This is a genomic window from Streptomyces kanasensis, from assembly GCF_043077165.1.
GTDB lineage: Bacteria > Actinomycetota > Actinomycetes > Streptomycetales > Streptomycetaceae > Streptomyces > Streptomyces changanensis.
Map to the genome: position 1 here is coordinate 1 of NZ_JBIBSF010000005.1, position 25,299 is coordinate 25,299.

General features: G+C 73.0%; 25 protein-coding genes. 7 read left to right on the forward strand and 18 right to left on the reverse strand.

What is annotated here, in order from left to right; genetic code table 11:
* Positions 1-168: 168 nt before the first annotated feature.
* From ACF053_RS14070 to ACF053_RS14085, 4 genes are read right to left on the reverse strand one after another with little or no spacing between them, the layout of a single operon-like run.
* Positions 169-834 (reverse strand): response regulator, encoded by a 666-nt coding sequence (locus tag ACF053_RS14070; protein WP_391954115.1) that lies wholly within the window; start codon positions 832-834, stop codon positions 169-171.
* Positions 831-2,138 carry a sensor histidine kinase gene (locus ACF053_RS14075; protein ID WP_391954116.1) on the reverse strand — a complete coding sequence of 436 codons (1,308 nt, stop codon included), beginning with the start codon at positions 2,136-2,138 and terminating at the stop codon, positions 831-833. Before ACF053_RS14075 ends, ACF053_RS14070 begins: the two co-directional genes overlap by 4 nt.
* Positions 2,139-2,163: 25 nt before the next feature.
* Positions 2,164-2,973: an ABC transporter permease gene (locus tag ACF053_RS14080; RefSeq protein WP_391954117.1), complete on the reverse strand. Its 810-nt coding sequence runs from the start codon at positions 2,971-2,973 to the stop codon at positions 2,164-2,166.
* Positions 2,970-3,884 (reverse strand): ABC transporter ATP-binding protein, encoded by a 915-nt coding sequence (locus ACF053_RS14085; protein ID WP_391954118.1) that lies wholly within the window; start codon positions 3,882-3,884, stop codon positions 2,970-2,972. Before ACF053_RS14085 ends, ACF053_RS14080 begins: the two co-directional genes overlap by 4 nt.
* Positions 3,885-4,203: 319 nt before the next feature.
* On the opposite strand from ACF053_RS14085, the gene ACF053_RS14090 reads away from it, so the two are divergent.
* The gene (locus tag ACF053_RS14090) at positions 4,204-4,818 is read left to right on the forward strand and encodes a GNAT family N-acetyltransferase (protein ID WP_391954119.1); all 615 of its coding nucleotides are present in this window, start codon (positions 4,204-4,206) and stop codon (positions 4,816-4,818) included.
* Positions 4,819-4,983: 165 nt separating this feature from the next.
* Here the strand turns inward: ACF053_RS14090 and ACF053_RS14095 are convergent, their stop codons facing one another.
* The 7 genes from ACF053_RS14095 to ACF053_RS14125 all read right to left on the reverse strand — a co-directional run bounded on the left by ACF053_RS14095 (position 4,984) and on the right by ACF053_RS14125 (position 12,694).
* A complete protein-coding gene (locus ACF053_RS14095; protein ID WP_391954500.1) occupies positions 4,984-6,444 on the reverse strand; it encodes a type VI secretion protein in 1,461 nt (486 codons plus the stop codon).
* Positions 6,445-6,538: 94 nt separating this feature from the next.
* The gene (locus ACF053_RS14100; protein ID WP_391954501.1) at positions 6,539-7,957 is read right to left on the reverse strand and encodes an ATP-binding protein; all 1,419 of its coding nucleotides are present in this window, start codon (positions 7,955-7,957) and stop codon (positions 6,539-6,541) included.
* 39 nt (positions 7,958-7,996) lie between these two features.
* On the reverse strand, positions 7,997-9,556 hold the full coding sequence (locus ACF053_RS14105; protein WP_391954120.1) for an SCO6880 family protein: 1,560 nt from the start codon (positions 9,554-9,556) through the stop codon (positions 7,997-7,999).
* On the reverse strand, positions 9,553-10,950 hold the full coding sequence (locus ACF053_RS14110) for a hypothetical protein (protein WP_391954121.1): 1,398 nt from the start codon (positions 10,948-10,950) through the stop codon (positions 9,553-9,555). Before ACF053_RS14110 ends, ACF053_RS14105 begins: the two co-directional genes overlap by 4 nt.
* A complete protein-coding gene (locus ACF053_RS14115; RefSeq protein ID WP_391954122.1) occupies positions 10,940-11,782 on the reverse strand; it encodes a hypothetical protein in 843 nt (280 codons plus the stop codon). Before ACF053_RS14115 ends, ACF053_RS14110 begins: the two co-directional genes overlap by 11 nt.
* Positions 11,783-11,918: 136 nt before the next feature.
* A complete protein-coding gene (locus ACF053_RS14120) occupies positions 11,919-12,227 on the reverse strand; it encodes a hypothetical protein (protein WP_023587500.1) in 309 nt (102 codons plus the stop codon).
* A 332-nt stretch (positions 12,228-12,559) separates the two neighbouring features.
* Positions 12,560-12,694 (reverse strand): hypothetical protein, encoded by a 135-nt coding sequence (locus ACF053_RS14125; protein WP_257375418.1) that lies wholly within the window; start codon positions 12,692-12,694, stop codon positions 12,560-12,562.
* A gap of 650 nt (positions 12,695-13,344) precedes the next feature.
* On the opposite strand from ACF053_RS14125, the gene ACF053_RS14130 reads away from it, so the two are divergent.
* Entirely contained in the window at positions 13,345-14,361 is a 1,017-nt protein-coding gene (locus ACF053_RS14130) for a C40 family peptidase (RefSeq protein ID WP_391954502.1), read from the forward strand.
* 146 nt (positions 14,362-14,507) lie between these two features.
* Positions 14,508-15,224 (forward strand): phosphatase PAP2 family protein, encoded by a 717-nt coding sequence (locus ACF053_RS14135; protein WP_391954123.1) that lies wholly within the window; start codon positions 14,508-14,510, stop codon positions 15,222-15,224.
* 137 nt (positions 15,225-15,361) lie between these two features.
* Here the strand turns inward: ACF053_RS14135 and ACF053_RS14140 are convergent, their stop codons facing one another.
* Both ACF053_RS14140 and ACF053_RS14145 read right to left on the reverse strand, forming a co-directional pair.
* Positions 15,362-16,966 carry an FAD-dependent oxidoreductase gene (locus ACF053_RS14140; protein ID WP_391954124.1) on the reverse strand — a complete coding sequence of 535 codons (1,605 nt, stop codon included), beginning with the start codon at positions 16,964-16,966 and terminating at the stop codon, positions 15,362-15,364.
* A 4-nt stretch (positions 16,967-16,970) separates the two neighbouring features.
* Positions 16,971-17,171 (reverse strand): hypothetical protein, encoded by a 201-nt coding sequence (locus ACF053_RS14145; RefSeq protein WP_391954125.1) that lies wholly within the window; start codon positions 17,169-17,171, stop codon positions 16,971-16,973.
* Between the two features lie 142 nt (positions 17,172-17,313).
* On the opposite strand from ACF053_RS14145, the gene ACF053_RS14150 reads away from it, so the two are divergent.
* Both ACF053_RS14150 and ACF053_RS14155 read left to right on the forward strand, forming a co-directional pair.
* A complete protein-coding gene (locus tag ACF053_RS14150; RefSeq protein ID WP_391954126.1) occupies positions 17,314-18,201 on the forward strand; it encodes a hypothetical protein in 888 nt (295 codons plus the stop codon).
* A gap of 231 nt (positions 18,202-18,432) precedes the next feature.
* Positions 18,433-18,615, forward strand: coding sequence for a hypothetical protein (locus ACF053_RS14155; protein WP_391954503.1), 183 nt, complete (start codon positions 18,433-18,435; stop codon positions 18,613-18,615).
* Positions 18,616-18,832: 217 nt separating this feature from the next.
* On the opposite strand, the gene ACF053_RS14160 is transcribed toward ACF053_RS14155, so the two are convergent.
* Positions 18,833-19,186: a metal-sensitive transcriptional regulator gene (locus ACF053_RS14160; RefSeq protein WP_391954127.1), complete on the reverse strand. Its 354-nt coding sequence runs from the start codon at positions 19,184-19,186 to the stop codon at positions 18,833-18,835.
* A 190-nt stretch (positions 19,187-19,376) separates the two neighbouring features.
* Between ACF053_RS14160 and ACF053_RS14165 the strand changes: the two genes are divergently transcribed.
* Together ACF053_RS14165 and ACF053_RS14170 are read left to right on the forward strand one after the other, a co-directional pair.
* Positions 19,377-19,997: a DUF47 domain-containing protein gene (locus tag ACF053_RS14165; protein WP_058943030.1), complete on the forward strand. Its 621-nt coding sequence runs from the start codon at positions 19,377-19,379 to the stop codon at positions 19,995-19,997.
* A gap of 6 nt (positions 19,998-20,003) precedes the next feature.
* Positions 20,004-21,002, forward strand: coding sequence for an inorganic phosphate transporter (locus tag ACF053_RS14170; RefSeq protein ID WP_391954128.1), 999 nt, complete (start codon positions 20,004-20,006; stop codon positions 21,000-21,002).
* A gap of 132 nt (positions 21,003-21,134) precedes the next feature.
* Here ACF053_RS14170 and pstB read toward each other — a convergent pair whose 3' ends face one another.
* From pstB to pstS, 4 genes are all read right to left on the reverse strand, one after another.
* Entirely contained in the window at positions 21,135-21,911 is a 777-nt protein-coding gene (gene pstB, locus ACF053_RS14175; RefSeq protein ID WP_391954129.1) for a phosphate ABC transporter ATP-binding protein PstB, read from the reverse strand.
* 50 nt (positions 21,912-21,961) lie between these two features.
* Positions 21,962-23,041, reverse strand: coding sequence for a phosphate ABC transporter permease PstA (gene pstA, locus ACF053_RS14180; RefSeq protein ID WP_391954130.1), 1,080 nt, complete (start codon positions 23,039-23,041; stop codon positions 21,962-21,964).
* On the reverse strand, positions 23,038-24,036 hold the full coding sequence (gene pstC / locus ACF053_RS14185) for a phosphate ABC transporter permease subunit PstC (protein WP_391954131.1): 999 nt from the start codon (positions 24,034-24,036) through the stop codon (positions 23,038-23,040). The genes pstA and pstC overlap by 4 nt, the downstream gene beginning before the upstream one ends.
* Positions 24,037-24,140: 104 nt before the next feature.
* A complete protein-coding gene (pstS, locus tag ACF053_RS14190; protein ID WP_391954132.1) occupies positions 24,141-25,271 on the reverse strand; it encodes a phosphate ABC transporter substrate-binding protein PstS in 1,131 nt (376 codons plus the stop codon).
* Positions 25,272-25,299 lie beyond the last annotated feature (28 nt).

Consider the following 25,299-nt stretch of genomic DNA (forward strand, 5'->3'; position numbering starts at 1 on the left):
AGGGGGGACCCTGTGGGAGAGTAGGACACCGCCGAACAATTTGTTGGGGAAGCCCCGCACCGTATGGTGCGGGGCTTTCCTCATTTCCGGACCCTTTTTCTCCCGTGGTAGCAGCCGGCGACCGGACCCGGCAGGGACGACTCGAAGGGCCGGCCCCAGGGCGTTCGTTCAGGACGGCTGGACGAGCCGGGCGTCGTACGCCAGGATCACCGCCTGCACCCGATCCCGGGAACCCGTCTTCGCCAGGATCCGGCCCACGTGCGTCTTCACCGTGGACTCGGCCAGGTGGAACCGTTCCGCGATCTCCGTGTTCGTCCAGCCCTGGGCGATCACTGCGAGGATCTCCCGCTCCCGCTCCGTCAGGGCCGCCAGACGCCGATCGGGCAGTGGCGCCGCCCCCGGCACCGGCGGAAGGTGCTGCACGTACGCGTCCAGCAGCCGCCGCGTCAGCCGCGGCGCCACCACCGCGTCCCCCGACGCCACCGCCCGCACCCCCGACAACACCTCCTCCGGCTGCGCGTCCTTCAGCAGGAAACCGCTCGCACCCGCGCGCAGCCCCGCGTACGCGTACTCGTCCAGGTCGAACGTCGTCAGGATCAGCACCCGCGTACGACCGCCCGAGGCCACGATCCGCCGCGTCGCCTCGATGCCGTCCATCCCCGGCATGCGGACGTCCATCAACGCCACGTCCGGGCGCAGCTCGGCGGCCAACCGGACGGCCTCCCCGCCCGTGCCCGCCTCGCCCGCGACCGACAGGTCGTCCTGGCTCTCCAGGAGCATGCGGAACCCGAACCGCTGCAACGGCTGGTCGTCGACGATGAGCACCGTGGTCACGAGAGGGAGTCCTTCGGGAGATGGAGACGCACCCGCCACCCGCCCGCGGGGGCGGGCAGCGGACCGGCGTCGAGAGTTCCGTCGTACAGGGCCGCGCGCTCGCGCATGCCCGTCAGGCCGCGGCCCGCCGGCGGTGTGTCCAGGACCGGACGGCCCGTGTCCGTGACGGTGACCGCGACCCCGCCCCGGCCACCGGCCCCGCCGTCGGACCCGCCGCGCTCGCCGTCGACGCGCCCGCCGCCTCGGCCGTCCTCGTACGAGACGTCCACCGTCGCCGTCGCCCCGGGGCCCGCGTGCTTCAGCGTGTTCGTCAGGGCCTCCTGCACCACGCGGAACACCGTCAACTGGGGCCCGGCGGGCAGCGGTACCGGCCGGCCGCGGACCGCGAACTTCACCGGCAGGCCCGCCGCCCGCACCCCGTCCACCAGCTGGTCCAGGTCGGCCAGGGCCGGCTGCGGGCTGAGCTCGGCGGGCGCGGCCGCCGGCACGTCCGCCGGTTCGTCACGCAGCACCCCCAGCAGGCGGCGCAGCTCGGTCAGGGCCTGGCGGCTCGTCGAAGCGATGGCGTCGAGGGCCTGCCCCGCCCGCTCCGGCGACCTGGCCGCCGCGTAACGGCCGCCGTCCGCCAGGCCCGTGATGACGGAGAGGTTGTGCCCGATGATGTCGTGCATCTCCCGGGCGATCCGGGCCCGTTCCGCCGCGGCCGCCAGCCGGGCCTGCTGGTCGCGCTCCACCTCCAGCTGCCGGGCCCGCTCCACGAGAGAGGCCGTGTACTCCTGGCGGGTGCGCACGAGCAGACCGCCCAACGCGACCAAGGCGAACGCCCACATCGGTGCCAGCACCAGCTGGTCCCAGCCGGCGCGCGGGAAGCGGTACGCGCCCACCAGCAGCGGCCCGAGCAGCAGGGCCGCCGCCCACCACAGGCGGCGCAGCGGAAGGCGCAGCGCGACGTTGAAGACGACGACGTGCTGGATCATCGCCGCCTGGAGCAGGGCCCCCGTCCAGTTGCTGACGAGCGCCGCCGGGGCCATCAGGGCGAGCACGGCGAGCGGGTGCCGGCGCCGCCACAGCAGCGGCACCGACAGGGCCAGGCTCATCGCGAACACGAGGGGGCCGGGGACGTCCGGGGCGGCGGCGATGTTGCGCCAGCCGCCGCCTGCGTCCGTGAGCGCGGCGACGACGAAGAAGCCGGTCAGCAGCGTGTCCCACAGCAGCGGGCGGCGCCGGTCGAGGCGGCGGACCCGGTGGAGCACCGACTGCACGAAGACCGTCAGGGACCCCGTGGTGGACGGCTGTTGGCTCATGCCGGTCATCCTCGTACGGAACCGGTCACACGTCCCGGTGTTTCAGGGACACCGCGGCCGCCGCCAGGGCTGCCGCCGCCCACAGGACCAGGGCGAGGAGGGCGGCGCCGGGGGAGGCCGCGCCCGGGAGGGGGGTGGAGGAGCCGAGGGCGCCCGCCGCCTGGGTGGGGAAGTGGCGCAGGGCGGTCTCCGCTGCCTCGTACGGGAGGGCGCCGAGGATCTCCGGGACGATGACGACGCCGCCGATGAACGCGCCGAGGGCGCCCGGTACCGAGCGGAGCAGCGCACCGAGCGCCAGGGCGACCAGTGCGACGAGGGTGATGCCGGCGGAGCTGCCGACGAGGGCGGGCAGGACGCCGTCGTCCAGGAGGGACGCCGCCTTGTCGGTGTCCGCGAGGAGCAGGTGTGCGGCCGGGAAGGCGGCGAGGGCGGTGGCGAGGCTGAGGGTGAAGGCCGTCGCGGCGAAGACGGCGGCCTTCGCCCACAGGACGGGCAGGCGGGTCGGGACGGCGGTGAGGGTGGCGCGGATCGAGCCGGACGCGTACTCGCCGGCGGTGACGAGGATGCCGAGGACCGCGAGGCAGATCTGGGAGAGCATCGTGCCCATGAGGACGAGGACGACCGGGTCGATGTCGGAGTCGCCGCCCTCGGAGGTGTAGGTGCCGCCCATGACGAGGGCGACGGTGACGACGAGGGCAGCGGCGGTGGCGGCGGTGACGCGGGTCGAGCGCAGTGAGCGGATCTTGTGCCACTCGGCGCGCACGACACGGGCCGGGGTGACGCCGTACGCGGCGGGTGCGGTGGTGGGCGTGGAGGTGGCGGAGGTGGTGGTCACGCGGTGGCTCCCCGGTACTCGACGGCGTCCTGGGTGAGGTCCATGAACGCCTGCTCCAGCGAGGCGCCCTGCGGGGTGAGTTCGTGCAGCGGGATGGCGTGGTCGGCGGCGGCGCGACCGATGTGGGGCGCGTCCGCGCCGCGGACGTCGAGGGTGTCGGGGGCGGTGGTGGTGATCTCGGCGCGGGGGTGTGCCGCGCGCAGGGCCCGGTGGAGGTCCGCGGCGCGCGGGGTGACGACACGGACGCCGCCCGTGCCGGCGCGGCGCAGGAGGTCGGTGACGCTGGTGTCGGCGAGGAGACGGCCGCGGCCGATGACGACCAGGTGGTCGGCGGTGAGGGCCGTCTCCGACATGAGGTGGGACGAGACGAGGACGGTACGGCCCTCGGCGGCCAGGGACTTGAGGAGGGTGCGGATCCACAGGACGCCCTCGGGGTCGAGGCCGTTGACGGGTTCGTCGAGGACGAGGGTCGAGGGGTCGCCGAGGAGGGCGGAGGCGATGCCCAGGCGCTGGCCCATGCCGAGGCTGAAACCCTTGACGCGGCGGTCGGCGACGTCGGTGAGTCCGGCCAGCTCCAGCACCTCGTCGACCCTGCGGCGGGGCAGGCCGTGGGTGAGGGCCAGGGCGTGCAGGTGGTCGCGGGCGGTGCGCCCCGGGTGGACGGCGCGCGCCTCCAGCAGCACGCCGACCTGGGTGAGCGGCGCCCGGTGCGCGGCGTAGGGGCGGCCGTTGACGGTGGCGTGCCCGCTGGTGGGGGCGTCGAGGCCGAGGATCATGCGCAGGGTGGTGGACTTGCCGGCGCCGTTGGGCCCGAGGAAGCCGGTGACGGTGCCGGGGTGGACGGTGAAGGAGAGGCCGTGCACGACGGTTCGGTCGCCGTACCTCTTGGTCAGTTCGTGAGCCCGGATCATGTCGTCGACGCTACGGAGCGGGGCGGCGCGGAACGTCCGACCGGGGTGGGGACCGGTGGCGGCGGAGTGGTACCGGGGTACGACTCGGGCCGGGCCGGGCTGAGCCGGGCCGGGGCGGGGCTCGGGCGGGTACGGGTTCCGAGCCCGGGGCGGGTGCGGTTCCCGGGCGGGTTCCGGGGCCGGGGGAGGGTGCGGCCTGTGGTCCGCGGTCCGCGGTGGAGGTCGGGGGCGGACCCGGGGCGTGGGCGGTGCGCGGTGATGGGGTGGGGCGCGGGTTATCCGGTTGCCGGTGGTCGGGGGCGGTCGGGAGGATCGGGGGATGACCTATGCGGTGCGGCCCGTGCGGGCCGAGGAGTGGCGTGAGGCACGGGAGTTGCGGTTGGCCTCCCTGCGGGACCCGCTGGCGCACCTGGCGTTCCTGGACACCTACGAGGAGGCCGCCGCGCGGCCGGACGCGCACTGGCGGGGGCGGACCGAGCGCGCCGCGGCCGGGGCCGGGTCCGGGGCGCGGCAGTTCGTGGCCGTCGGGCCCGACGGGCGGTGGGTCGGGACGGTGACCGCGCTGCTGGAGCGGCAGGGCGGTGACGTGCCGCTCGGGGAGCCGGCGGAGGTGGACCAGACGCACGTCGTCGGGGTGTACGTACGGCCCGGGGCGCGGGGCAGCGGGGTGGCGGAGGCGCTGCTGCGGGCGGCCGTCCAGTGGTCGTGGTCGCTGCGCGAGCCGGTGGTGCGCCGGGTGCGGCTGTACGTGCACGAGCGGAACGCGCGCGCCGCGGCGCTGTACCGGAAGGCCGGGTTCGCGCCGAGCGGCGTGGTCATCTCGCTGGAGCGCGGATCGGAGCCGGGGGAGGCGGGTGCGGTGGAGGTCGAGTACGAGCTGCTGCGGTCCGGCGCGTCCGCGGACGTGGCGGAGGGGGCCGGTGCCGGCGCGTAGGCGGGGCTCCGGTGGGTCGGGCAGGGCGGCGGCCGGGCAGGCTGGTCGCTGGTCGTCGGGGGCCCTGTCGGAGGGGGTGGCCGGGCCGGGCCGCGCCCGGGTGCCGGGTCGCCGTGTCGGACGGGGCTTGCCCGGGCGTGTCAGGGCGGGGGCGGGGACAGGGCGTCAGGGGATCGGGGTCGGGAGGGGGTCGGTCCAGCGGGCTCGGGCCTGTTCGCGGGAGCGGAGCAGGACGAGGGTGGGGAGGCCCTGGTCGTGGCCGTTGGCGAGGAGCGCCGGGAGCTGGGGGAGCGGGGCGACCGCGGCGACGTCGTCGAGGACGAGGCTCATTGGTGGGTCGAGCCGACCGTCGGATGACCGTGCGGCCATGCGGCGGCCGTGCTCGACCACGTGTGCGGTGAGGGCGGTGAGGAGGGGCATCGCTCCGGGTGCCGTCCGGGGGTCCTCCACGGGTTCGCCCACCACATAGAGGCTGCCCCCTTCGGCGATGAATGATTCCAAGGTCAGCGAATCAGTTCGATTCGGTGTGCACGACTCGCGGACGTGGACCGTGGTGAGGGCGGAGAGCGCCCGGAGCGTCAGGGCGCGGGCGGCTTCGCGGCGTTCGGGGTGGGCGGTGAGCGCCGACTCCAGGAGACCGGCGTGGCTGTTGGTGGCCCTGGGGTGTATGCGGAGGATGCGTACGGGCTCGTGGGCGCTGCCGTTGTTCTGTGCCCAGCGGTGCACCTGCCGGAAGGGCCGGCCGTCGACGGCTGCGGCGTGCAGCCAGCAGCGCAGGAGGGTCTCGGCGGTGTCGGCGACCGCGGCGTCGAGGCGCGCCCGGGGGCGTACGGGGGCGAGGAGCGCGGTGGCGCGGGCCGCCGCCGTACCGGTGTCCTCGCAGCCGTCCGTGGGGGACCAGTGGAGGCGGGCCGGGGTGTCGCAGAGGTGCCCGGGGTCGTAGAGGAGGACGGGGCCCAGCTTGGCGCGGGCGTCCTTGGTCTCGGCCCACACGGTGGGGTCGGACGTGACGACGAGGACGGGACCCACGGCGTCCTGGACGGCCTGGAGGGTACTGGGGCGGCGGGTGGCGCGGTCGCCGTACAGGACGCGCGGCGCCGGCGTACGGGGCGCCGGGAACGCCGTGGCGGTGGCGGGTGGCGCGGCCGTGGGTGGTGTGGTCACTGCGGGTGCGGGTGCGGGTGCGGGTGCGGGTGCGGGTGCGGTGGCGGTGGCGGGGAGCGGGGTGGTCGTGGTCACCGGTGCGGGTGGTGCTGCGGGTGCTTCCGCCGGGGCCGGGGCCTGGAGCGGGGCCTGCTCCTGGAGCGGGGCAGGGGCCGGGGTGGTGGCCCGGGGGCCGAGGCCCCGGTCGGTGCGTGCCGCCGCGCGGACCGCGCGCCAGCGGGACACCGTCCCCACGGCGAAGACGGCCAGCACGGCGAGCACCATCAACTCGCCGATCAGCAGCCCCCAGAACACGCCGTGGCCCGGCAGCTGGTCCGCGGGTGTCGCCGGCCAGGCAGCGGCCATGCCCCGCGGGTCGGTGACCAGGGAGCGCAGGGCGAGCGGCGAGCGGCCGAAGGTGACGCCCGCGGGCCAGGAGCCGTGGGCGAACAGCCCGGCGACGCCGGTCGCCGTCCACACCATCAACGTCGAGGCGAACAGGAGCGCCAGCAGCCCCACGAGCAGCCCGTCGGGGACGCCTCCCTGGGTTCCGCGTGTCTCGGGTGGGCGGCCCACGTCACGCCACCGTCGATTCCGAGTCGTTCATGTGGCGTTCCATGAGGGCCGCGCGCTGCTCCGCCTCCCATTCGGCGGCCTTGAGGTCGTCGGGCAGGTCGTCGGGCAGGTCGTGCGCCGCGGACTCGGTCATGGCGCGGTCCGTGTAGACGAGGGGGCGTTCGGCCTCGGTGATGAGGTGTTTCACCACCTGGACGTTGCCGTTGACGTCCCAGACGGCGATGCCGGGCGTGAGGGTCGGGATGATCTCGACGGCCCAGCGCGGCAGGCCGAGGACACGACCGGTGGCGCGTGCCTCGTCGGCCTTCTGGGCGTAGATCGTCCTGGTGGAGGCCATCTTGAGGATGGCCGCCGCCTCGCGCGCGGCCGCGCCGTCGACGACGTCGCTGAGGTGGTGGACGACGGCGACGAAGGACAGGCCGAGCCGGCGGCCGAACTTCAGCAGCCGCTGGAACAGCTGCGCCACGAACGGACTGTTGATGATGTGCCAGGCCTCCTCGACGAGGAAGATGCGCTTCTTCCGGTCGGGGCGGATCCAGGTGTGCTCCAGCCAGACGCCGACGATCGCCATGAGGATGGGCATGGCGATGGAGTTGCGGTCGATGTGCGACAGGTCGAAGACGGTGAGCGGCGCGTCGAGGTCGATGCCGACGGTCGTGGGGCCGTCGAACATGCCGCGCAGGTCGCCGTCGACGAGCCGGTCGAGGACGAGCGCGACGTCGAGGCCCCAGGCGCGTACGTCGTCTATGTCGACGTTCATGGCCTCGGCGGACTCCGGTTCGGGGTGGCGGAGCTGCTCGACGATGTCGGTCAGGACGGGCTGGCGGTCGGTGATGGTGGCGTTGACGTAGGCGTGGGCGACCTTCAGCGCGAAGCCGGACCGCTCGTCGAGGCCGTGCCCCAGGGCGACCTCGATGATGGTGCGGAGCAGGGCGAGCTGGCCGGTCGTGGTGATGGCCGGGTCGAGGGGGTTGAGGCGGATGCCGTCGTCGAGGGCGGCCCTCGGGTCGAGACGGATGGGCGTTATCCCCAACTGCTCCGCGATGAGGTTCCACTCGCCGACGCCGTCCTCGCCCTGGGCGTCGAGGACGACGACCTGGCGGTCGCGGAAGCGGAGCTGGCGCAGGACGTACGTCTTCTCCAGGGCCGACTTGCCGTTGCCGGACTCGCCGAGCACCAGCCAGTGCGGGGCGGGGAGCTGCTGGCCGTACAGCTGGAACGGGTCGTAGATGTACCCCTTGCCGCTGTACACCTCGCGGCCGATGATCACGCCGGAGTCGCCCAGGCCGGGCGCGGCGGTCGGCAGGTACACGGCCTGGGCCTGGCCCGTGGAGGTGCGTACGGGCAGCCGGGTCGTCTCCACCTTCCCGAAGAGGAAGGAGGTGAAGGCATCGGTGAGGACGGACAGCGGATCGCGCATCATCAGGCCCCTATCGTCCTATCGTCTCGTCCTGTGTGCCTAGCGGCGGATGCCGGTGGCGAACGGCAGCGTGTTCACGAAGGCCCGGTGGTGTTCGCGGTCGCACCACTCGAGCTTCAGGTACGACTTGCCGGCCGACGCCCGGATCGTCCGCTTGTCCCGGGCGAGGGCCTCGGGGGAACGGGACGACACGGTGATGTACCCGACGAGGTTGACGCCGGCCGCGCCGCTGGCGAGATCTTCACCCCGCTGGTCGAGGCGGCCGTGGGCGGCGATGTCGCGGGGGTCGATGGTGCGGTTCATCTTCGCGGCGCGGCTGGCCTCCGCCTCGTCGTTGGTCTTCTCGGTGAGCATGCGCTCGATGGCGATCTCGGTGGGTTCGAGGTCCATCGTGACGGCGACCGTGCGGATGACGTCGGGGGTGTGGACGAGCAGCGGGGCGAGGAAGTTCACGCCGACGGGCGTCATCGGCCACTCCTTGACCCAGGCGGTGGCGTGGCACCAGGGGGCGCGGGTGGCGGACTCGCGGGTCTTGGCCCGCAGGTGGGTGGGTTCGACGGCGTCGAGCTCGGCGGGCCAGGCGTTCCGCTTCGTCATGGCCTGGATGTGGTCGATGGGGTGGTCCGGGTCGTACATGGAGTGCACGAGGGACGCCAGGCGTGACTGGCCGAGGGGCTGGCGGACGCGGATGTCGGCCTCGGCGAGGCGGGCGCAGATGTCGGTGAGCTCGCGGGCCATGACGACGGCGAGGCCGGCGTCCTTGTCGAGGCGCACCCGCCTGGTGCCGCCGGTGTGGCGGGCGGCGCGGGCGATGGCGTGGGCCTCGGCGGCCAGTTCACGGGTGTAGTGCATGCAGGCGACGAGGTACGCGCGGTGCTGCTCGCTGGAGGTCGACACCATGGACAGCAGCTGCTCGTAGGAGTCGAGGAGCCAGCGGGGCGCGTGGGGGTCGCCGCGCTGGGCGACGTCCTTGGCGTGGGCGTCGGGGTCGGCGGGGAGGGTGCGGGCGAGCATCTGGATGCGGGTGACGAAGCCGTCGCCGTTGGCGACGTGCTTGAGGAGGGTGCCGAAACGGTCCACCAGGGCTTCCTGGTCCTCGCTGTCGCGCAGTCCGACGCCGGGGCCCTCGATCTCGATGGCGGCGGTGACGGTGCGGCGGTCGGCGTGGAGGAGGACGGCGATCTCGTCGGGGCCGAAGGGGGCGGAGAGCCAGTTGATGCGGCCGATGCCGGGGGGCGGGCCGACCTCGACCTCGCGGCCGTCGAGGCGGGTACCGGCCTCCATGGCGGCGGAGCGGTACGTGGTGCCCTGGCGCAGGACGCGCTTGTAGCTGCGGTTGATCTCGTACCAGCGGTAGAAGGTCCGGCCGCGGTAGGGGACGTACACGGCGGCGAGGGCCAGCATCGGGAAGCCGGCGAGCAGGGCGATGCGCAGGGTGAGGAGGGGGACGAGGAGGCCGCACATCATGCCGAGGAACGCCCCGGCGATGATGAGGGCGATCTCGCCCGTCTCGCGGTTCTTGCCGATGATCGCGCTCGGCCGGGCGCGGCCGATGAGATACGTGCGGCGGGGCGTGATCGCGTGGGACTGGGTCGTCACCGCCCTCCACCTCCTGATCCTGCGTTGCCTGGGTTGCCGGTGCCGCTGTTGGTGGCGCGGCTGGTGTGCGGGGTGTTGGTGGCCGAGTGGGCGCTCGGGGCCGGGGCGGGGGCGCTGCGGGGCGGGGGCGCGGCCGGGGCGGTTCCGCCACCGGCACCGCCCGCTCCGCCTGTGGCCGGTGCGCCGCCGCGTCCGCCGTGGGCGGCGACGCCGCCGGACAGGGCGTTGGCCGTGGTGGGGGCGCCACCGCCGGCGCGCTGGTGGCTGCGGCTGCTGTGGGCCTTGATGCCCTGGGAGACGAGGGCGGCGGGGGAGGAGATGACGGCCGCGGCCTGGGCGCCGTCGGTGGCCTGCTTGCGGTTGGTGCGGGCGGTGGCGATCTCGTCGCCGAAGCCGGGGACGAAGCGGTAGATCGCCGCGGACGCGAAGATGGCGAGCAGGATGATCGCGAGGCCGGAGACGACGGCGGAGAACGCGTCGGGGCCCTCACCGGAGGAGAGCGCTCCGGCGAGGCCGAGGACGATCACGATGACCGGTTTCACCAGGATGACGGCGATCATGATGCCGGCCCAGCGGCGGACGTGGCCCCACATGTTCTTGTCGACGATGCCCGCGTACACGACGGTGCCGAGGAGCGCGCCGACGTAGAGGAGCGCGGCGCGGATGACGAGTTCCAGCCACAGGATGCCGGCGGCGAGGATCGACACGAGCGACACGACGATCAGCATGATGGGCCCGCCGCCGATGTCGTCGCCCTTCTTCAGGGCGGTGGCGAACGAGCCGAAGAACGCGTCGGTCTGGCCGCCGGTGCCGGCGGCGATCACCTCGGTGACGCCGTCCGTCGCGGAGACGACGGTGTGCAGGATCAGCGGGGTGAAGGCCGAGGCGAGGACCGTCAGCCACAGGAAGCCGACGGCTTCGGAGAGGGCCGTGCTCAGCGGTACGCCGCGGATGGCGCGCTTGGCGACGGCGAGCAGCCAGATGACGAGCGTGAGGATGGTGGAGGCGGCGAAGACCACCGCGTACTGCTGGAGGAAGCGGGTGTTGGTGAAGTCGACGGCCGCGGTGGACGCCACGGCGTCGCTGAGCTTGTCGACGGTCCAGGCGGCGGCGTCCGCGCAGCCGCGGGCGAGGGAGGAGAGCGGGTCGACGGCGTCGCCGGGTTCGAGGGGGGAGGTGCGGGCGGTGCCGCCCCCGTCCTCACTCTCGCAGAAATCCCGGGAGGGGCCGTGGACGAGGTCGCAGGGGTTGTTGCTCCTGGCGGGGCTGGGCGAGGGGGACGGGCTCGGCGTGGGGGCGGCTACAGCGCGTCCGGCCAACAGGATCGCGGCCGTCTGCGCGGTGAGCAGAAGGGTGCCCATGGTGGCGGCGCGACGCCTGGCTTCAGCGGGCATAAGTGAATCCTCCGAACCCGATCACGGCGTCAGCGATCTCTTCGGCACTGGAGGCGCGGGTGTCGGCACCCACGGGGGCAGGGCCGTCCTTCTGCGAGTACGTCACGGTCTTCCAGTCGCCGTCGGCCCACTGGAGCTCCATCGTGATGGTGAACCAGCCGTTGGTCACCGGTTTGGTGGAGCCCTCGCCGGCCAGGCCGAGGAGCCCCGCGCACCAGACCGCCACCGTGGCGCGCTCCGAGTCGAGACTGGTGATCTTTGTGCCCATGGGGGCTGTGCGGGAGACGAAGGTGAATCCGTCGGGGACCGTGCCGTCCGGCTTGAGGCCCACGTTCTGGAAGAAGGAGGGCGAGTACGCCTGGTCCAGCGTCCGACGGAAGTGGGTCACGCGCGACGGGGCGATGACCGCGGCCAGGATCGCGTCCCGCTGGGACTTGTCGAACATCTCCGCCGAGCCCAGCGCCACCGCGTAGTTGGCCGCCGCGCTCTGGGCGCCCTGTTCGTCCTGGGGGAAGCCGGAGGGGATGGTGCCGTTCTTGCCGGTGACGGGCTTCACGCCGGTGGCCGCCGTGGGGGTGGTGCCCGGGGCGGTGCCCTTGGCGGCGTCGCCGTCGCCATCGCCGCCGCGGTTGGCGAAGGCGATGGCGGCGATCAGCAGGACGACCACGCCGACGACGGTGACCAGCGACCGGGACGCGCGCGGTGGGCGCCGCGCGGGGCCGCCGAAGCCGTCGTCGGTGTCCGCGTCGGGGAGGCGGGTACGGGTCTGGCCCGTGGTGCCCCGGTTCCTGCCCCGACCGCCACCGCCGTCGTACTCGTCGCCGAAGCTCATGACGGGTACGCCTCCTCGGGCGACGGCTGGTGCCGTGTGGGTGGCCGCGACGCGTGCGCGGCGTGGTGACTGGACATCAGGAGACGCATCCTCTGCGGGCCCCGGGAAGTGAAGGCGGGTCAGGCGGTCGGGAGGGTCAGACGGCCATCCCGTACACGATGGTGAAGAGGGTGCCCAGAGATCCGATGATGAAGACGCCGGTCAGACCGGCCACGATCAGGCCCTTGCCCTGTTCGGCGCTGAAGGTGTCGCGCATGGCCGTCGCGCCGATGCGCTGCTTGGCCGCCCCCCAGATCGCGATGCCGAGGCACAGCAGGATGGCCACGGCCATCACGATCTCGATCATCACGCGGGCCTGGTTGCCCAGGCTTCCGAAGGGGCCCCAGTTCGGGGCGATTCCGCCAATGATGGTGGTGATGTCGCCCTTCTCGGCCGCCAGGTACATGTAAGTCACCGCCCCTGTTCGGTAGTTCGACGGCCCGCCCGGTGGCATGGGCCGTCAACTATCTTCGCTGATCGAACCGCCGACGTACGACGTCTTCGCGGGTCTCTTTACCCGATCACCGCACGTTTGACCGAGCCGACGCCTCTGACCTGGGCGGGTAGGGGGTCGGGCCCGTACGGAAACGCGTATGGTCACTCTGTGTATCACGGGGTGTGACTCCGGGCAATGACCATCGTTGATCCCCTTTCGGGGCTTTCCTCCGCATATGACGACGCCGCCGCCGGACCGGGTCCGGCGGCGGCGTGCGCGCGTGAGCGCGGGATGATCGCGCGTCAGAGGTTGGACTGCCCCGTCTGGGTGAAGAGGAAGTAACCCAGTACCACGATGGCGACGGCGGTCAGTGCGATGACGGCGATCGCGGCGGCCGTTCCCCCGGAGTCTCCGAGTCGGCTCACCTTGTTCCCCATGGTGTTCTCCTGTGGTGCTGACCCCGCCCTTGGTCGACGGCGGGGAGTGTCACGGCCGTTTGCGGCTGCATGGCACAGCGTAGCGCAGTGGTCCAGACCACTTGGCGGGGGTTGGGTGGAGGTCCCGTGGGCGCGGTGAGGGGGTCGGGCGGAGGGTCGCGGTGTCCGACCGGAACCCGTCGGTCCCCTCCTGTCGTCTTCCTGCCACGGCTGCCGCCACGGCGGGCCCCGTTGCCCGGTTCGGCGGGTCTCCGCAGGTCGCAGCCGGTAGCGGCCGGTCACGGGGGGTCGCCCCACCCTCAGGTCGCGACCGTACGGCAGGTGAGGGCGGGGGTGGTGGGATCGGGCGCGCCACCGGTCGACCGGCGGGGGGCGGTCCGCCGCCCCGGCGGACGCGACGGCGCCGCGGCAGGGGCCGTCCGGGGCTTCGGTCTGCACGTCGTGTTGGCCTGATGTTCATTCGCACACGTTCCGTGCGCGTCCGTACCCGCCGCGCCACGGCGGTGGCGGGGCGTCGGCGGGCCGGGCGTGCGACCGGTGTGCGCCGGGGCGTCCGGTGGCGTCGTCCACAGGCCGGGCGGGCCACCTCCTGAAGCGGGGGTGCGCCGCCTAGACTGACGCGACGGGCCCTATGCGGAGGGTGGTTGACGGTGCGTAAGGGGTGGCTGGTCGGCGGGATCGTCGTCGGCGCGTGCACGAGCTTCGTCGCGCTGCTCGTCGTCGGGACGTACGTGGCCGCCGCCGGACTGGTCGGCGGGGGCGGTGGGCTGCGCGGTGTCGTGGGACTGGCCAAGGGCGCGGTGCCGGCCGCCTACCAGCCGCTGGTGCAGCGGTGGGGGAACCTCTGCCCCGCCATCAACCCCGCCCTCCTCGCCGCGCAGCTCTACCAGGAGAGCGGGTGGAACCCCAAGGCCGTCAGCCACGCCGACGCGCGCGGCATCGCGCAGTTCATCCCCGGCACGTGGGCCGGCCACGGCATCGACGGCGACAAGGACGGCGACCGGGACATCTGGGACCCGGCCGACGCCATCCCCTCCGCCGCCTCGTACGACTGCGAACTCGCCTCGTACGTGAAGAACGTGCCCGGGGACCCCACGAACAACATGCTCGCCGCCTACAACGCCGGGGCCTACCGCGTCATAAAGTCCGGCGGAGTGCCCGCGATCAGCGAGACGCAGAACTACGTCAAGATCATCCGGTCCCTGGAGAAGAGCTTCGCCCGGCCCGTCGGTCCGGTCGAGCCGTCCCGGCAGGCCGCCGGGGCCATCTACTTCGCACAGAAGCAGCTCGGCAAGCCCTACCTCTGGGGCGGCAACGGCACCCCCGAGCACGGCGGCCGGTTCGACTGCTCCGGCCTCACGCAGGCCGCCTACCGGACGGTCGACATCGAGCTGCCGCGCGTCGCCAACGACCAGTACAACGCCGGGCCGCACCCCTCGCGGGAGGAACTGCTCCCCGGGGACCTGGTGTTCTTCTCGGACGACCTGCGGGACTCCCGGGCCATCCGGCACGTCGGGATCTACGTCGGCGGCGGATACATGATCAACGCCCCGTTCACCGGCGCCGTGATCCGCTTCGACAAGATCGACACACCGGACTACTTCGGTGCCACGCGCGTGACCCGGGACGGCGCGCAGGCGTTGCCACAGAGGGCTCCTGACGCCTGATCGGACCGGGGCGGCGGAGGCACCCCCATCACTCTTCGGTAACGTCATCGTGATCGTTCCGTGGAGAGTGGAACGTACCCCCCACGCAGGTCGTTCCCTGGACTGACCGCACCCGCAACGCAGGACAAGGCAAGGGGCCGCAGCGCATGGCCGGACTCGCATCGGATGGCTCGAACCCCGATGTCAGCCTGCTCTACGACATCAACGGACTGGCGAAGGCAGCCCCGACCTGGTTCGACCGCGTCATGGAGTTCGTCGGCGAGTACGGAATCATGCTGGCCCTCGTCCTCGTGGCGCTGTGGTGCTGGTGGAGCGTCCGCCGGCGCGGCACGCCGGAGGACTCCGCGACCGCCGTCGCCGGGCTGATCTGGGCCCCGCTCGCCGCGGGCATCGCCCTCCTGGTCAACGTGCCGATCCGCGGGTTCGTCGAACGGCCCCGGCCGTTCCTGGACCACGAGGGCCTGGAGGTCCTCGTCGCGGGCAAGACGGACTACTCCTTCGTCAGCGACCACGCGACCATGGCCATGGCCATCGGCGTCGGCCTCTTCGTCGCCCACAAGCGCTTCGGTCTCGCGGGCATCGCACTCGCCCTCACCGAGGGCTTCTGCCGCGTCTACATGGGCGTGCACTACCCCACCGACGTCGTCGGCGGCCTCGCCCTCGGCACGGCCGTGGCGCTGCTCCTCGCGCCCGTCGCCCTCGCGCTGCTGACGCCCCTGACCTCGGCCCTCGCCCGCTCCCCGCGCGCCGGCCGGCTCGTCCGCTCCCGGCGGGCGCCGCGCGGCGCCCGCCACCAGACCGTCGACCTCCCCGACCCACGCGCCGAGGCCGCCGGCGCCGGACAGAGCGACCTCGCGGCCTGAGGGGCTGACGGCCTTACACAAGCTGACACGGCCTCACACGCGGCCTGACACCGGCCGCCCCGGTGCCGGTGCCCGTGCCGCTTCGAGCCGCCCCTCGGCCCCGGTCCGGGCCCCCGCGGTCCCGAGCCGCACGCCCCCTACAGCGTCTGCGCGTGGTCGAACAGTCCCGTCGGGTCGTACCGTCGCCGCAGCGCGGTCAGGCGGGGCGCCGCGTCGCCGTAGTAGGCCCGGCGCCAGCCCCCCAGGGCCGGGTCCGGGTAGTTCTGGTACGCGGCCCCCGACGCGTACGGCCGCATCGCCGCGTGGGTGCCCCGCAACCAGCGCCGCTGCGCCGCCCCCGGCGTCCCGGGCCGCCACGACGCCACGTACTGGGCGAGCAGCCGCGAGCGGCGGTGCACGAACGCCGTCGCCGACGGGGCCACGCGGTTCACCGCGCCCCCCAGCGCCGTCAGCGCGAGCGTGCCGCCGCCCCCGCCCTGCTCCACCGTGATCCGGGTGAACGCCTCCGCGGCCGCCGCGAGCGCGGCCCCGGCGGCCTCCGGCAGGGGGCCGTCGAAGAAGTCCGAGGCCGCCGCGTACGTCTCGCGCCCCAGCGCCCCGCGCGGGTCGCGGCCCGGCAGCGGACCGGGCAGCCGGCACTGCTCGTCCGACAGCCCCGCGCACCCGCCGAAGGCCAGCATCGCCTCCAGGTACCCCCGCTCGCGCAGGGACACCGACGGGTCCGGCGCCCCCACCCGGTCGGCGAGCCGGTCCACGGCGTCCTCCAGGTCCCCCCGGCCCCCCAGGGTCAGCGCCGTCACCGACACGCCCGGCACCCCGCCGCCCGCGCCCGCCGACAGGTGCAGCGTCGACCACACCTCGTCCGGCTGGTCCGGGCCCCACGCCTGCCACGCCGCCAGCACCCGCCGCGCCCTGCGCCAGGGCCAGTTCAGGTACGCGGCCACCGTCGGCCGCGCCGGGTGCGTACGGAAGCGGAGCTCCGTCACCACCCCGAAGCCCGCGTGGCCGCCGCCCCGCAGCGCCCACAGGAGCTCCGCGTCGTCCTCGGCGGACGCCGTGACGGTGCGGCCGTCCGCCGTCACCAGGGTGGCCGCCGACAGGCTGTCGCACGTCAGGCCGTACGCACGCGACACCACGCCGTGCCCGCCGCCCAGCGCCAGACCCGTCACCCCCACCGTCGGGCAGGAGCCGGCGGGGATCGTGCGGCCCAGCCCGGCCAACGCCCGGTAGACGGGGGCGAGCCGCGCGCCCGCCCCCACCACGGCGGCGTCCCCGTCGGTCGCCGACACGGCCGCCAGCCGCGAGACGTCCACCACGAGCCGGTCGTCGCCGCTGGACCAGCCCCCGTAGGAGTGGCCGCCGCCGCGCACCGCGACCCGCACGCCGTGGCGGCGGGCGAACGCCAGGCACTCCCGCACGTCGTCCTCGCCGGCCACGTACGCGACGGCCGCCGGACGCAGCGTGTCGAAACGGGTGTTGAACGACTGGCGGGCCGTCGCGTACGCCTCGTCGCCCGGCAGGACGAGCAGCCCGTCCAGGCCGCGGGCCAACGCCGGCCAGGAGGGGCGTCCGCCGTTCGCGGACGGTCCGGGCGAGCCCCCCGGCGACCCCGAGGGTGTGGGGGCCGGGCCCGTGGGGGAGGCGGTGGGGGAGGTCGGGGGCGGGCCGGCGGTGTCGCAGGCCGCGGTCGTCGCGGCCAGCGCCGTGGTCAGTCCCGCGGTGAGCAGCGCGCGCCGGTCCATGGCGTCACTGTCGCACGCCGCACCCCGCCTCCGACACGTGCGTGAGGGCGTCCGTACGGGCCCGCTCCCGCGAGCGGCGGGCGGGGCCCGACCAGCCGCAGGAACAGCGGGCCAGGGCGAAGGCGCCCCGTTCGGTCGTGGTGGTCGTGTGGTGCGGTTCGCCGCCGGGGCCCTGGGGCGGCGGTGGCGCGTCATGCGGGAGCACACGGCAACGGTACCGGGGAGCGGAGGTGCGTGACGGGCCGTGTGAACGGTCGTTAGGGGAGCGGGGGTTTCCCTCGTCTCAGTGCTCCGGGGAGGGGGCGGGGCCCGGGCGGTCGGCGGCACGGCGTTGGAGTGGGCAGGCGATGGTGGTGCGGAAGCTCAGGCGGGCGGACAGCGCGGACGCCGCGCCCGTCACCGCGGCCGTGGTGGCGGCGGTGGTGGCGGTCACGGGACTCGGCGGGTGCACGGGGGCGGTCGACGCCAGACCTCCCGCCGGGGCGGTCGTCACCGCCGGCGGCCGGGTCGGAGACGGCGACGACGCCGGGCGGGGCCGGGGCGCGGAGGCGGTGCGCGCGGCGGCGGACGCGCTGGCCCGGGCCGGTACGTCGAAGGCCAGGACGTCCATGGAGATGACGACCGGCGGCACCCGGCTGACCGTCCACGGCGAGGGCGGCTACGACTTCCGGGCCCGGCGTGGCCGCGTCCAGGTCCTGCTCCCCGAGGACGGCGGCCGCCCGCAGCGGCGCATCACGCAGGTGTTCACGCCCGGCGCGCTCTACATGAAGAACCGCGGCGCGGGCGTCCCCGCCGACAAGTGGGTCCGGGTCGACACCGCGTCCCTCGCCGACGGCAACCTCGTCACGGGCGGTGCCACCGACCCCGCGGCCGCCGCCGAACTGCTCCGCGCCGCGCGGCGCGTGGTGTTCGTCGGCTCGGCGCGCCTCGGCGGGGTGCCCGTCGCCCACTACCGCGGCACCACCGACATCGCCGCCGCCGCGAGGACCGCGTCGCCGCAGGTGCGCGGGGCGCTGGCGGCCGCCGCGAAGGGCTTCGCCACGGACGCGGTGGCGTTCGACGCGTACCTGGACGACGAGGGGCGGCTGCGGAAGGTCCGCCACCGGTTCCGCGTCACCAACGGGGGACGGGAGGTCGGCGTCGCGTCGACGACCGAGCTGTACGACTTCGGGACGCCCGTCGGCGTGGGGCTCCCGCCCCGGCGCGACATCTACGCCGGCCGGATCGAGGGCTGAACCCCCGGCCCGCCCGGCCCCGCCGGCCCCCGGCGCGGCCCGGGTGCCGCCCGGCCCAGCCCCGGCGCGACGACGCGGAAAGCGGCGTCGTGGCTGCGGGCGGGGGCCCGACGGACCATTCGGATGGTTCCCAGAATGGTCCGGACGTGTCATGCGCGGTGCGTGTTCCGCTCCCTACGCTAGGAAGCCGACACCGGCTGAGAGAGGTGAACGCGCGTGGCCCCGATCAGTATGACGGCCGTCCAGGACCATGTGGCGCTCGCCGAGATCGAGCTCTGCGGAGAACTGATGATCGCGGCGTCCGCCACCGAGGCGGAGCGGCTCAGCGCCGACCGGATCGACGAGGTCCTGAAGGTCTCGCCGGGCCCCCGGCCCCCGGGCGGCACCCCCTCCGGCCCGCGCCGCACCCCGTGATCGCCCATCCCTCGTGACCGCGGCTGCCTCCCCGTGACCACGGGTCCCCGCCCCGACGCCACCGCTCCCCGCGAGCGCCACCGCTCCCCGTGATCACGCCCGCCCCCGCGTGCGGGCCGCCGCTTCCCGCGATCACCCGCACCCGCCCCGTGCCCGCCACCGCTCCCCCTGATCGCCGTCCGCTCCGCGAGCGATCGGTTTCGGACAGCCTGTGGACTCAGGTGCGCATCATCCTGGCGATCGCCTTCGTCGCCTCCTCGACCTTCGCGTCGATCTCGTCCCCGCCCTTGACCGCCGCGGCGGCCACGCAGTGACGCAGGTGCTCCTCCAGCAACTGGAGGGCGAAGGACTGCAGTGCCTTCGTCGACGCCGAGACCTGGGTGAGCACGTCGATGCAGTAGACGTCCTCGTCGACCATCCGCTGCAGGCCCCTGATCTGGCCTTCGATACGGCGCAGCCGCTTCAGGTGCTCGTCCTTCTGCTTGTGGTACCCGTGCACCGCGTGATCGTGGTCACCGCCGGCCCGTTCGGGGCCCGTGACCGGAGGGCCGGCCGGCTCGGTGGTCGTCATGGGGTCCTCCCGTCGTCCACGCGAGGTGATATACCCCTCGCGGGTATATGGTACCGATCCGAACGCGATTGCGCGGGGCCGGTTCAGTTCTCCGCGCCCGATGGGCGACACTGAGGAACGCCGGTTCGCCGTGGCCGGATGATGCGCCTAGCATCAGCCTGACCGACATCCATGCACCGAAGGACCCCACGTGCGCTTTCGTCTGACCCCCCGGGAGACGAGCTTCTACGACATGTTCTCCGCGTCGGCGGACAACATCGTCACCGGCTCGAAGCTCCTGATGGAACTGCTGGGAGCGGAGGCGTCCGCGCGGGCCGACATCGCGGAGCGGATGCGGGCGGCCGAGCACGCCGGTGACGACGCGACGCACGCGATCTTCCACCAGCTGAACTCCTCCTTCATCACCCCGTTCGACCGCGAGGACATCTACGCCCTGGCCTCGTCGCTCGACGACATCATGGACTTCATGGAGGAGGCCGTCGACCTCGTCGTCCTCTACAACGTGGAGGAGCTGCCGAAGGGCGTCGAGCAGCAGATCGAGGTGCTGGCCCGGGCCGCCGAGCTCACCGCCGAGGCGATGCCGCACCTGCGGACGATGACCAAGCTCACCGAGTACTGGATCGAGGTCAACCGGCTGGAGAACCAGGCCGACCAGATCCACCGCAAGCTGCTCGCCCATCTCTTCAGCGGCAAGTACGACGCCATCGAGGTGCTGAAGCTGAAGCAGATCGTGGACGTGCTGGAAGAGGCGGCCGACGCCTTCGAGCACGTGGCCAACACGGTGGAGACCATCGCCGTCAAGGAGTCCTGAGGCTCCGTGGACACCTTCGCTCTGGTCGTGACCATCGGGGTCGCGCTCTTCTTCACGTACACCAACGGCTTCCACGACTCCGCGAACGCCATCGCCACCTCCGTGTCGACGCGGGCGCTCACGCCCCGCGCCGCGCTGGCGATGGCCGCGGTCATGAACCTCGCCGGCGCCTTCATGGGCAGCGGCGTCGCCAAGACCGTCAGCGAGGGGCTGATCGCCACGCCCACCGGCGACAAGGGGATGGGCATCCTCTTCGCCGCGCTGGTCGGCGCGATCGTGTGGAACCTCGTCACCTGGTACTTCGGGCTGCCCTCGTCGTCGTCGCACGCGCTCTTCGGCGGCATGGTCGGTGCCGCGCTGGCCGGCGGTACCGAGGTCATCTGGGGCGGCGTGCTCCAGAAGATCGTCATCCCGATGTTCATCTCGCCGTTCGTCGGCCTCATCCTGGGCTACCTGGTGATGGCCGGCATCATGTGGATCTTCCGGAACGCCGGGCCGCACAAGACCAAGCGCGGCTTCCGCATAGCGCAGACGGTCTCGGCGGCCGGCATGGCGCTCGGCCACGGTCTGCAGGACGCCCAGAAGACGATGGGCATCGTGGTGATGGCGCTGGTCATCGCCGACGTCGAGCAGTCCGGTGACCCGATCCCGTTCTGGGTGAAGGTCGCCAGCGCGGTGATGCTGTCGCTCGGCACCTACGCGGGTGGCTGGCGGATCATGCGGACCCTCGGGCGCCGGATCATCGAGCTGGACCCGCCGCAGGGCTTCGCGGCGGAGACCACCGCGGCGTCCGTCATGTACTCGGCGTCGTTCATCTTCCACGCGCCGATCTCCACGACCCACGTGATCACCTCGGCGATCATGGGCGTGGGCGCCACCAAGCGCGTCAACGCCGTCCGGTGGGGCGTCGCGAAGAACATCATCCTCGGCTGGTTCATCACCATGCCGGCGGCGGCGGCCGTCGCCGCGGTGAGCTTCTTCGCCGTCCGGCTGCTCTTCGGCTGACCCCCGGCCGGCCCCGCCCCGCGGGTGCCGGCCGGAGAACGTGAACGGGCCCGCCCCTTGGGAGAGGGGGCGGGCCCTTCGTCTCGCGGTGGCACCGCCATGCAGCACCGCAGGACGTGTGTGGGGGGTGGCTCAGCCGAAGCGGCCGGAGATGTAGTCCTCCGTGGCCTGCACCGACGGGTTGGAGAAGATGCGCTCCGTCTCGTCGAGCTCGATCAGCTTGCCGGGCTGGCCGACCGCGGCCAGGTTGAAGAAGGCCGTACGGTCCGAGACGCGGGCGGCCTGCTGCATGTTGTGCGTCACGATGACGATCGTGAACCGTTCCTTCAGCTCGCCGATCAGGTCCTCGATGGCGAGCGTGGAGATCGGGTCCAGCGCGGAGCAGGGCTCGTCCATCAGCAGGACGTCCGGCTCGACCGCGATGGCGCGGGCGATGCACAGGCGCTGCTGCTGGCCGCCGGAGAGGCCCGAGCCCGGCTTGTTCAGCCGGTCCTTGACCTCGTTCCAGAGGTTCGCGCCCTTCAGGGAGCGCTCGACGACGTCGTTCAGCTCGGACTTGCGGTAGCTGCCGTTCAGGCGCAGGCCCGCCGCCACGTTGTCGAAGATCGACATGGTGGGGAAGGGGTTGGGGCGCTGGAAGACCATGCCGACCGTGCGGCGCACGGCGACCGGGTCGACGTCCTTGCCGTAGAGGTTCTGGTCGTCGAGCATCACCTTGCCCTCGACGCGGCCGCCGGGGGTGACCTCGTGCATCCGGTTCAGGGTGCGCAGGAAGGTGGACTTGCCGCAGCCGGACGGGCCGATGAAGGCCGTGACGGAGCGGGGCTCGACGGTCATCGAGATGTCGTCGATCGCCTTGTGGTTGCCGTAGTAAGCGGAGAGGCCGCTGACGTCGATTCGCTTGGCCATCTGAATCACTTCCCAGTTTGCGCCGCCCGGCGGGGCCGGGCGGTGGAGCCTTAGCGGCTGGTCTTCGGGGCCTTCCAGCGGGCGATGCCGCGGGCCACCATGTTGAGGATCATGACGAAGGCGATGAGGACGAGCGCGGCGGCCCAGGCGCGGGCCACGGCGGCGTCGGTACCGACGGCGTACTGCTCGTAGACGTAGAGCGGCAGCGACGCCTGCGCGCCTTCGAAGGGGTTCGGGTTGATCAGCTTCGTACCGAAGACGAGGAGCAGCACGGGGGCCGTCTCGCCGGTGATACGGGCGACCGCGAGCATGACGCCCGTGGTGATGCCGCCGATCGCGGTCGGCAGGACCACCTTGAGGATGGTCTTCCACTTGGGGACGCCCAGGGCGAGGGAAGCCTCGCGCAGCTCGTTCGGGACGAGCTTGAGCATCTCCTCGGTGGAGCGGACGACCACCGGCATCATGAGGATGGCCAGCGCCATCGAGCCGGCGAAGCCGGAGGGCCCGAAGCCCAGGATGAGGTTCCAGGTGGCGAGGATGAACAGGCCCGCGACGATCGACGGGACGCCCGTCATCACGTCGACGAAGAAGGTGACGGCGTGGGCCAGGCGGCCCCTGCCGTACTCGACCAGGTAGATCGCGGTCAGCATGCCGATGGGGGCCGCGATGAGGGCCGCGATGGCGACCTGCTCGATGGTGCCGAGCAGCGCGTGGTAGACGCCGCCGCCCGTCTCGGCGTCGAGGACGCCGTTCATCGAGTGGGTGAGGAAGTAGACGTCGAGGACCTCGACGCCCTTGCTCACCGTCACCCAGGCGAGGGAGGCGAGCGGGACGACGGCGAGGACGAAGCAGACCCACACGAGGCTGGTCGCCACGCGGTCCTTGGCCTGCCGGGCGTTCTCGACCTTCGTGGTGACGGCGTACGTGATGACGACGAACAGCACCGCGGAGAGCATGCCCCACTGCGTGCGGCTCTCCCAGCCGGCGGCGGCGCCGATGCCGCAGCCGGCGGCGACGGACCCGACGGCGACGACGGCCGGCGCCCAGCGGGGCAGGCGCGCGTGGGACAGCGGCGCGGGCCGGCCCGCGGGGGCGGTGGCGGGCCGCTTCTCCTGGATGACGTGGCTCATGCGTTCGCCCCCGAGTACTCCTTGCGGCGCCCGATGATCCAGCGGGCCGCGCCGTTGACCAGCAGCGTGATGACGAAGAGGACGAGACCGGAGGCGATCAGGGCGTCCCGGCCGAACTCGTTCGCCTCGTTGAACTTGGCGGCGATGTTCTGCGCGAACGTGCCGCCGCCCGGGTCGAGGATGTGCCCGGAGATGAGGAAGCTGGGGGAGAGGACGACGGCGACGGCCATCGTCTCGCCGAGCGCGCGGCCCAGGCCCAGCATGGACGCGCTGATGATGCCGGAGCGGCCGAACGGCAGCACCGACATGCGGATGGTCTCCCAGCGGGTGGCGCCGAGGGCCAGGGCGGCCTCCTCGTGCATGCGCGGGACCTGGAGGAAGACCTCGCGCGTGACGTTGGTGATGATCGGCAGGATCATGATCGCCAGCAGGACGCCCACGGTGAACAGGTTGCGCGCGACGCCCTCGCCGGACTTGTCGAAGAGGTAGGTCCAGCCCATGTACTGGTCCAGCCACCGGTTGAGGCCGTCGAGGTACGGGACGAGGAAGATCGCGCCCCACAGGCCGTAGATGATGCTGGGCACCGCGGCGAGGAGGTCGACGACGTACGCGAGGGGCGAGGCGAGCCGGCGCGGCGCGTAGTGCGAGATGAAGAGCGCGATGCCGATCGCGATCGGCACCGCGATGACCATGGCGATGATCGAGCTGACGATCGTGCCGAAGGCGAGGACGGCGATGCCGAAGACGGGCGGGTTCCCGGCGGGGTTCCACTCCGAGGTCGTGAGGAAGTTGCCCTCGTTCTCCGATATGGCGAGGACGGCGCGGTAGGTGAGGAAGACCGCGATCGCCGCCATGATCACCAGGAGGGTGATGCCGGAGCCGCGGGACAGGCCGCGGAAGATCCGGTCACCGGCGCGGGACGGGGCGCTCGTCTTCGGGGTCGTTGTCGGGTTCCCGCCGGGTGGCGGGGCGTGGTGCGGGGTGGCTGTGGCCATCGTGTGTTCTCCGGTCTGCGGAGCGGGCGTGGCTCCTGGCGGCGGTGCACCGGATGCCGGGGCCGGCCGGGCCCTGGGTGGGAGGGCCGGCCCCGGTCGGGTCGTTACGAGAGGGTGGGGACGATCTGCCGGACCTTGGTCGCGATCTCGGCCGGGAGCGGCGCGTAGCCCGCGTCGGAGAGGACCTTCTGGCCCTCCTCGCTCGCCGTGTAGCTGAGGAACGCCTTCAGGGTGGGCAGGGTGTCGGCCTTGTTGCCCTTGTCGCAGGCGATCTCGTAGGTGACCAGGATGATCGGGTAGGCGCCCTCGGCCTTGGTCTTGTAGTCGAGGGAGAGGGCGAGGTCGCTGCCGGTGCCCTTGACCTTGGCGGCGGCGATGGCCTTGGAGGCGTTCTCCGGGGTGGCCTCGACCGGCTGGGCGGCGCCCGTGTTCAGCTTGACGGTGCTGATGCTGCTGGCGGTCGCGTAGGACAGCTCGAAGTAGCCGATCGCGCCGTTGGTGTCCTTGACGGCGGCGGCGACGCCGGAGGAGCCGTTCGCGGCCTGGCCGCCGGGGGCGGGCCACGACTTCGTCTTCGGGTCGTGCTTCCAGTCCGCGGCGGCGGCCTCGCTGAGGTACTTGCCGAGGTTCTGGGTGGTGCCCGACTCGTCGGAGCGGTGGAACGCCTGGATCGCCAGGTCGGGCAGCTTGACGCCGGGGTTCAGCTTGGCGATGGCCGGGTCGTTCCACTTGGTGATCTTCGAGTTGAAGATCTTGGCCAGGGTGGCGGCGTCCAGGACGAGGCCGTCCACGCCGTCCAGCTTGTAGCCGATGGCGACGGGGCCGCCGACCATGGGGAGGTTGATGCCCTTGCCGCCCTTGCAGATCTTCTGCGACTCGGTGACCTCCTCCTCCTTCAGCGCGGAGTCGGAGCCGGCGAAGGCGACCTGGCCCTGGTTGAACTTGGTGATGCCGCCGCCGGAGCCGATGGCCTGGTAGTTCACCTCGACGCCCTCGCAGGCCGCCTGGAAGTTCTTCACCCAGAGGTCCATGGCGTTCTTCTGCGCGGTGGAGCCCGCGGCGAGGAGCTGGCCCTTGGCGCCCTCGCAGGCGATGTTCGAGGCGGCCGTCGTCTTCTTCGTCCCGTCCGGGCTCGCGTTGTCGTCCGAACCACACGCCGTGAGGACCAGGGCGCCGGAGACGACGAGGGCGCCGAGCGCGGTGGCGCGAAGCCCGGTCTTGCGATGAAGCTTCACTTTCGGGTGTTCCTTCCAGTAACCGCCG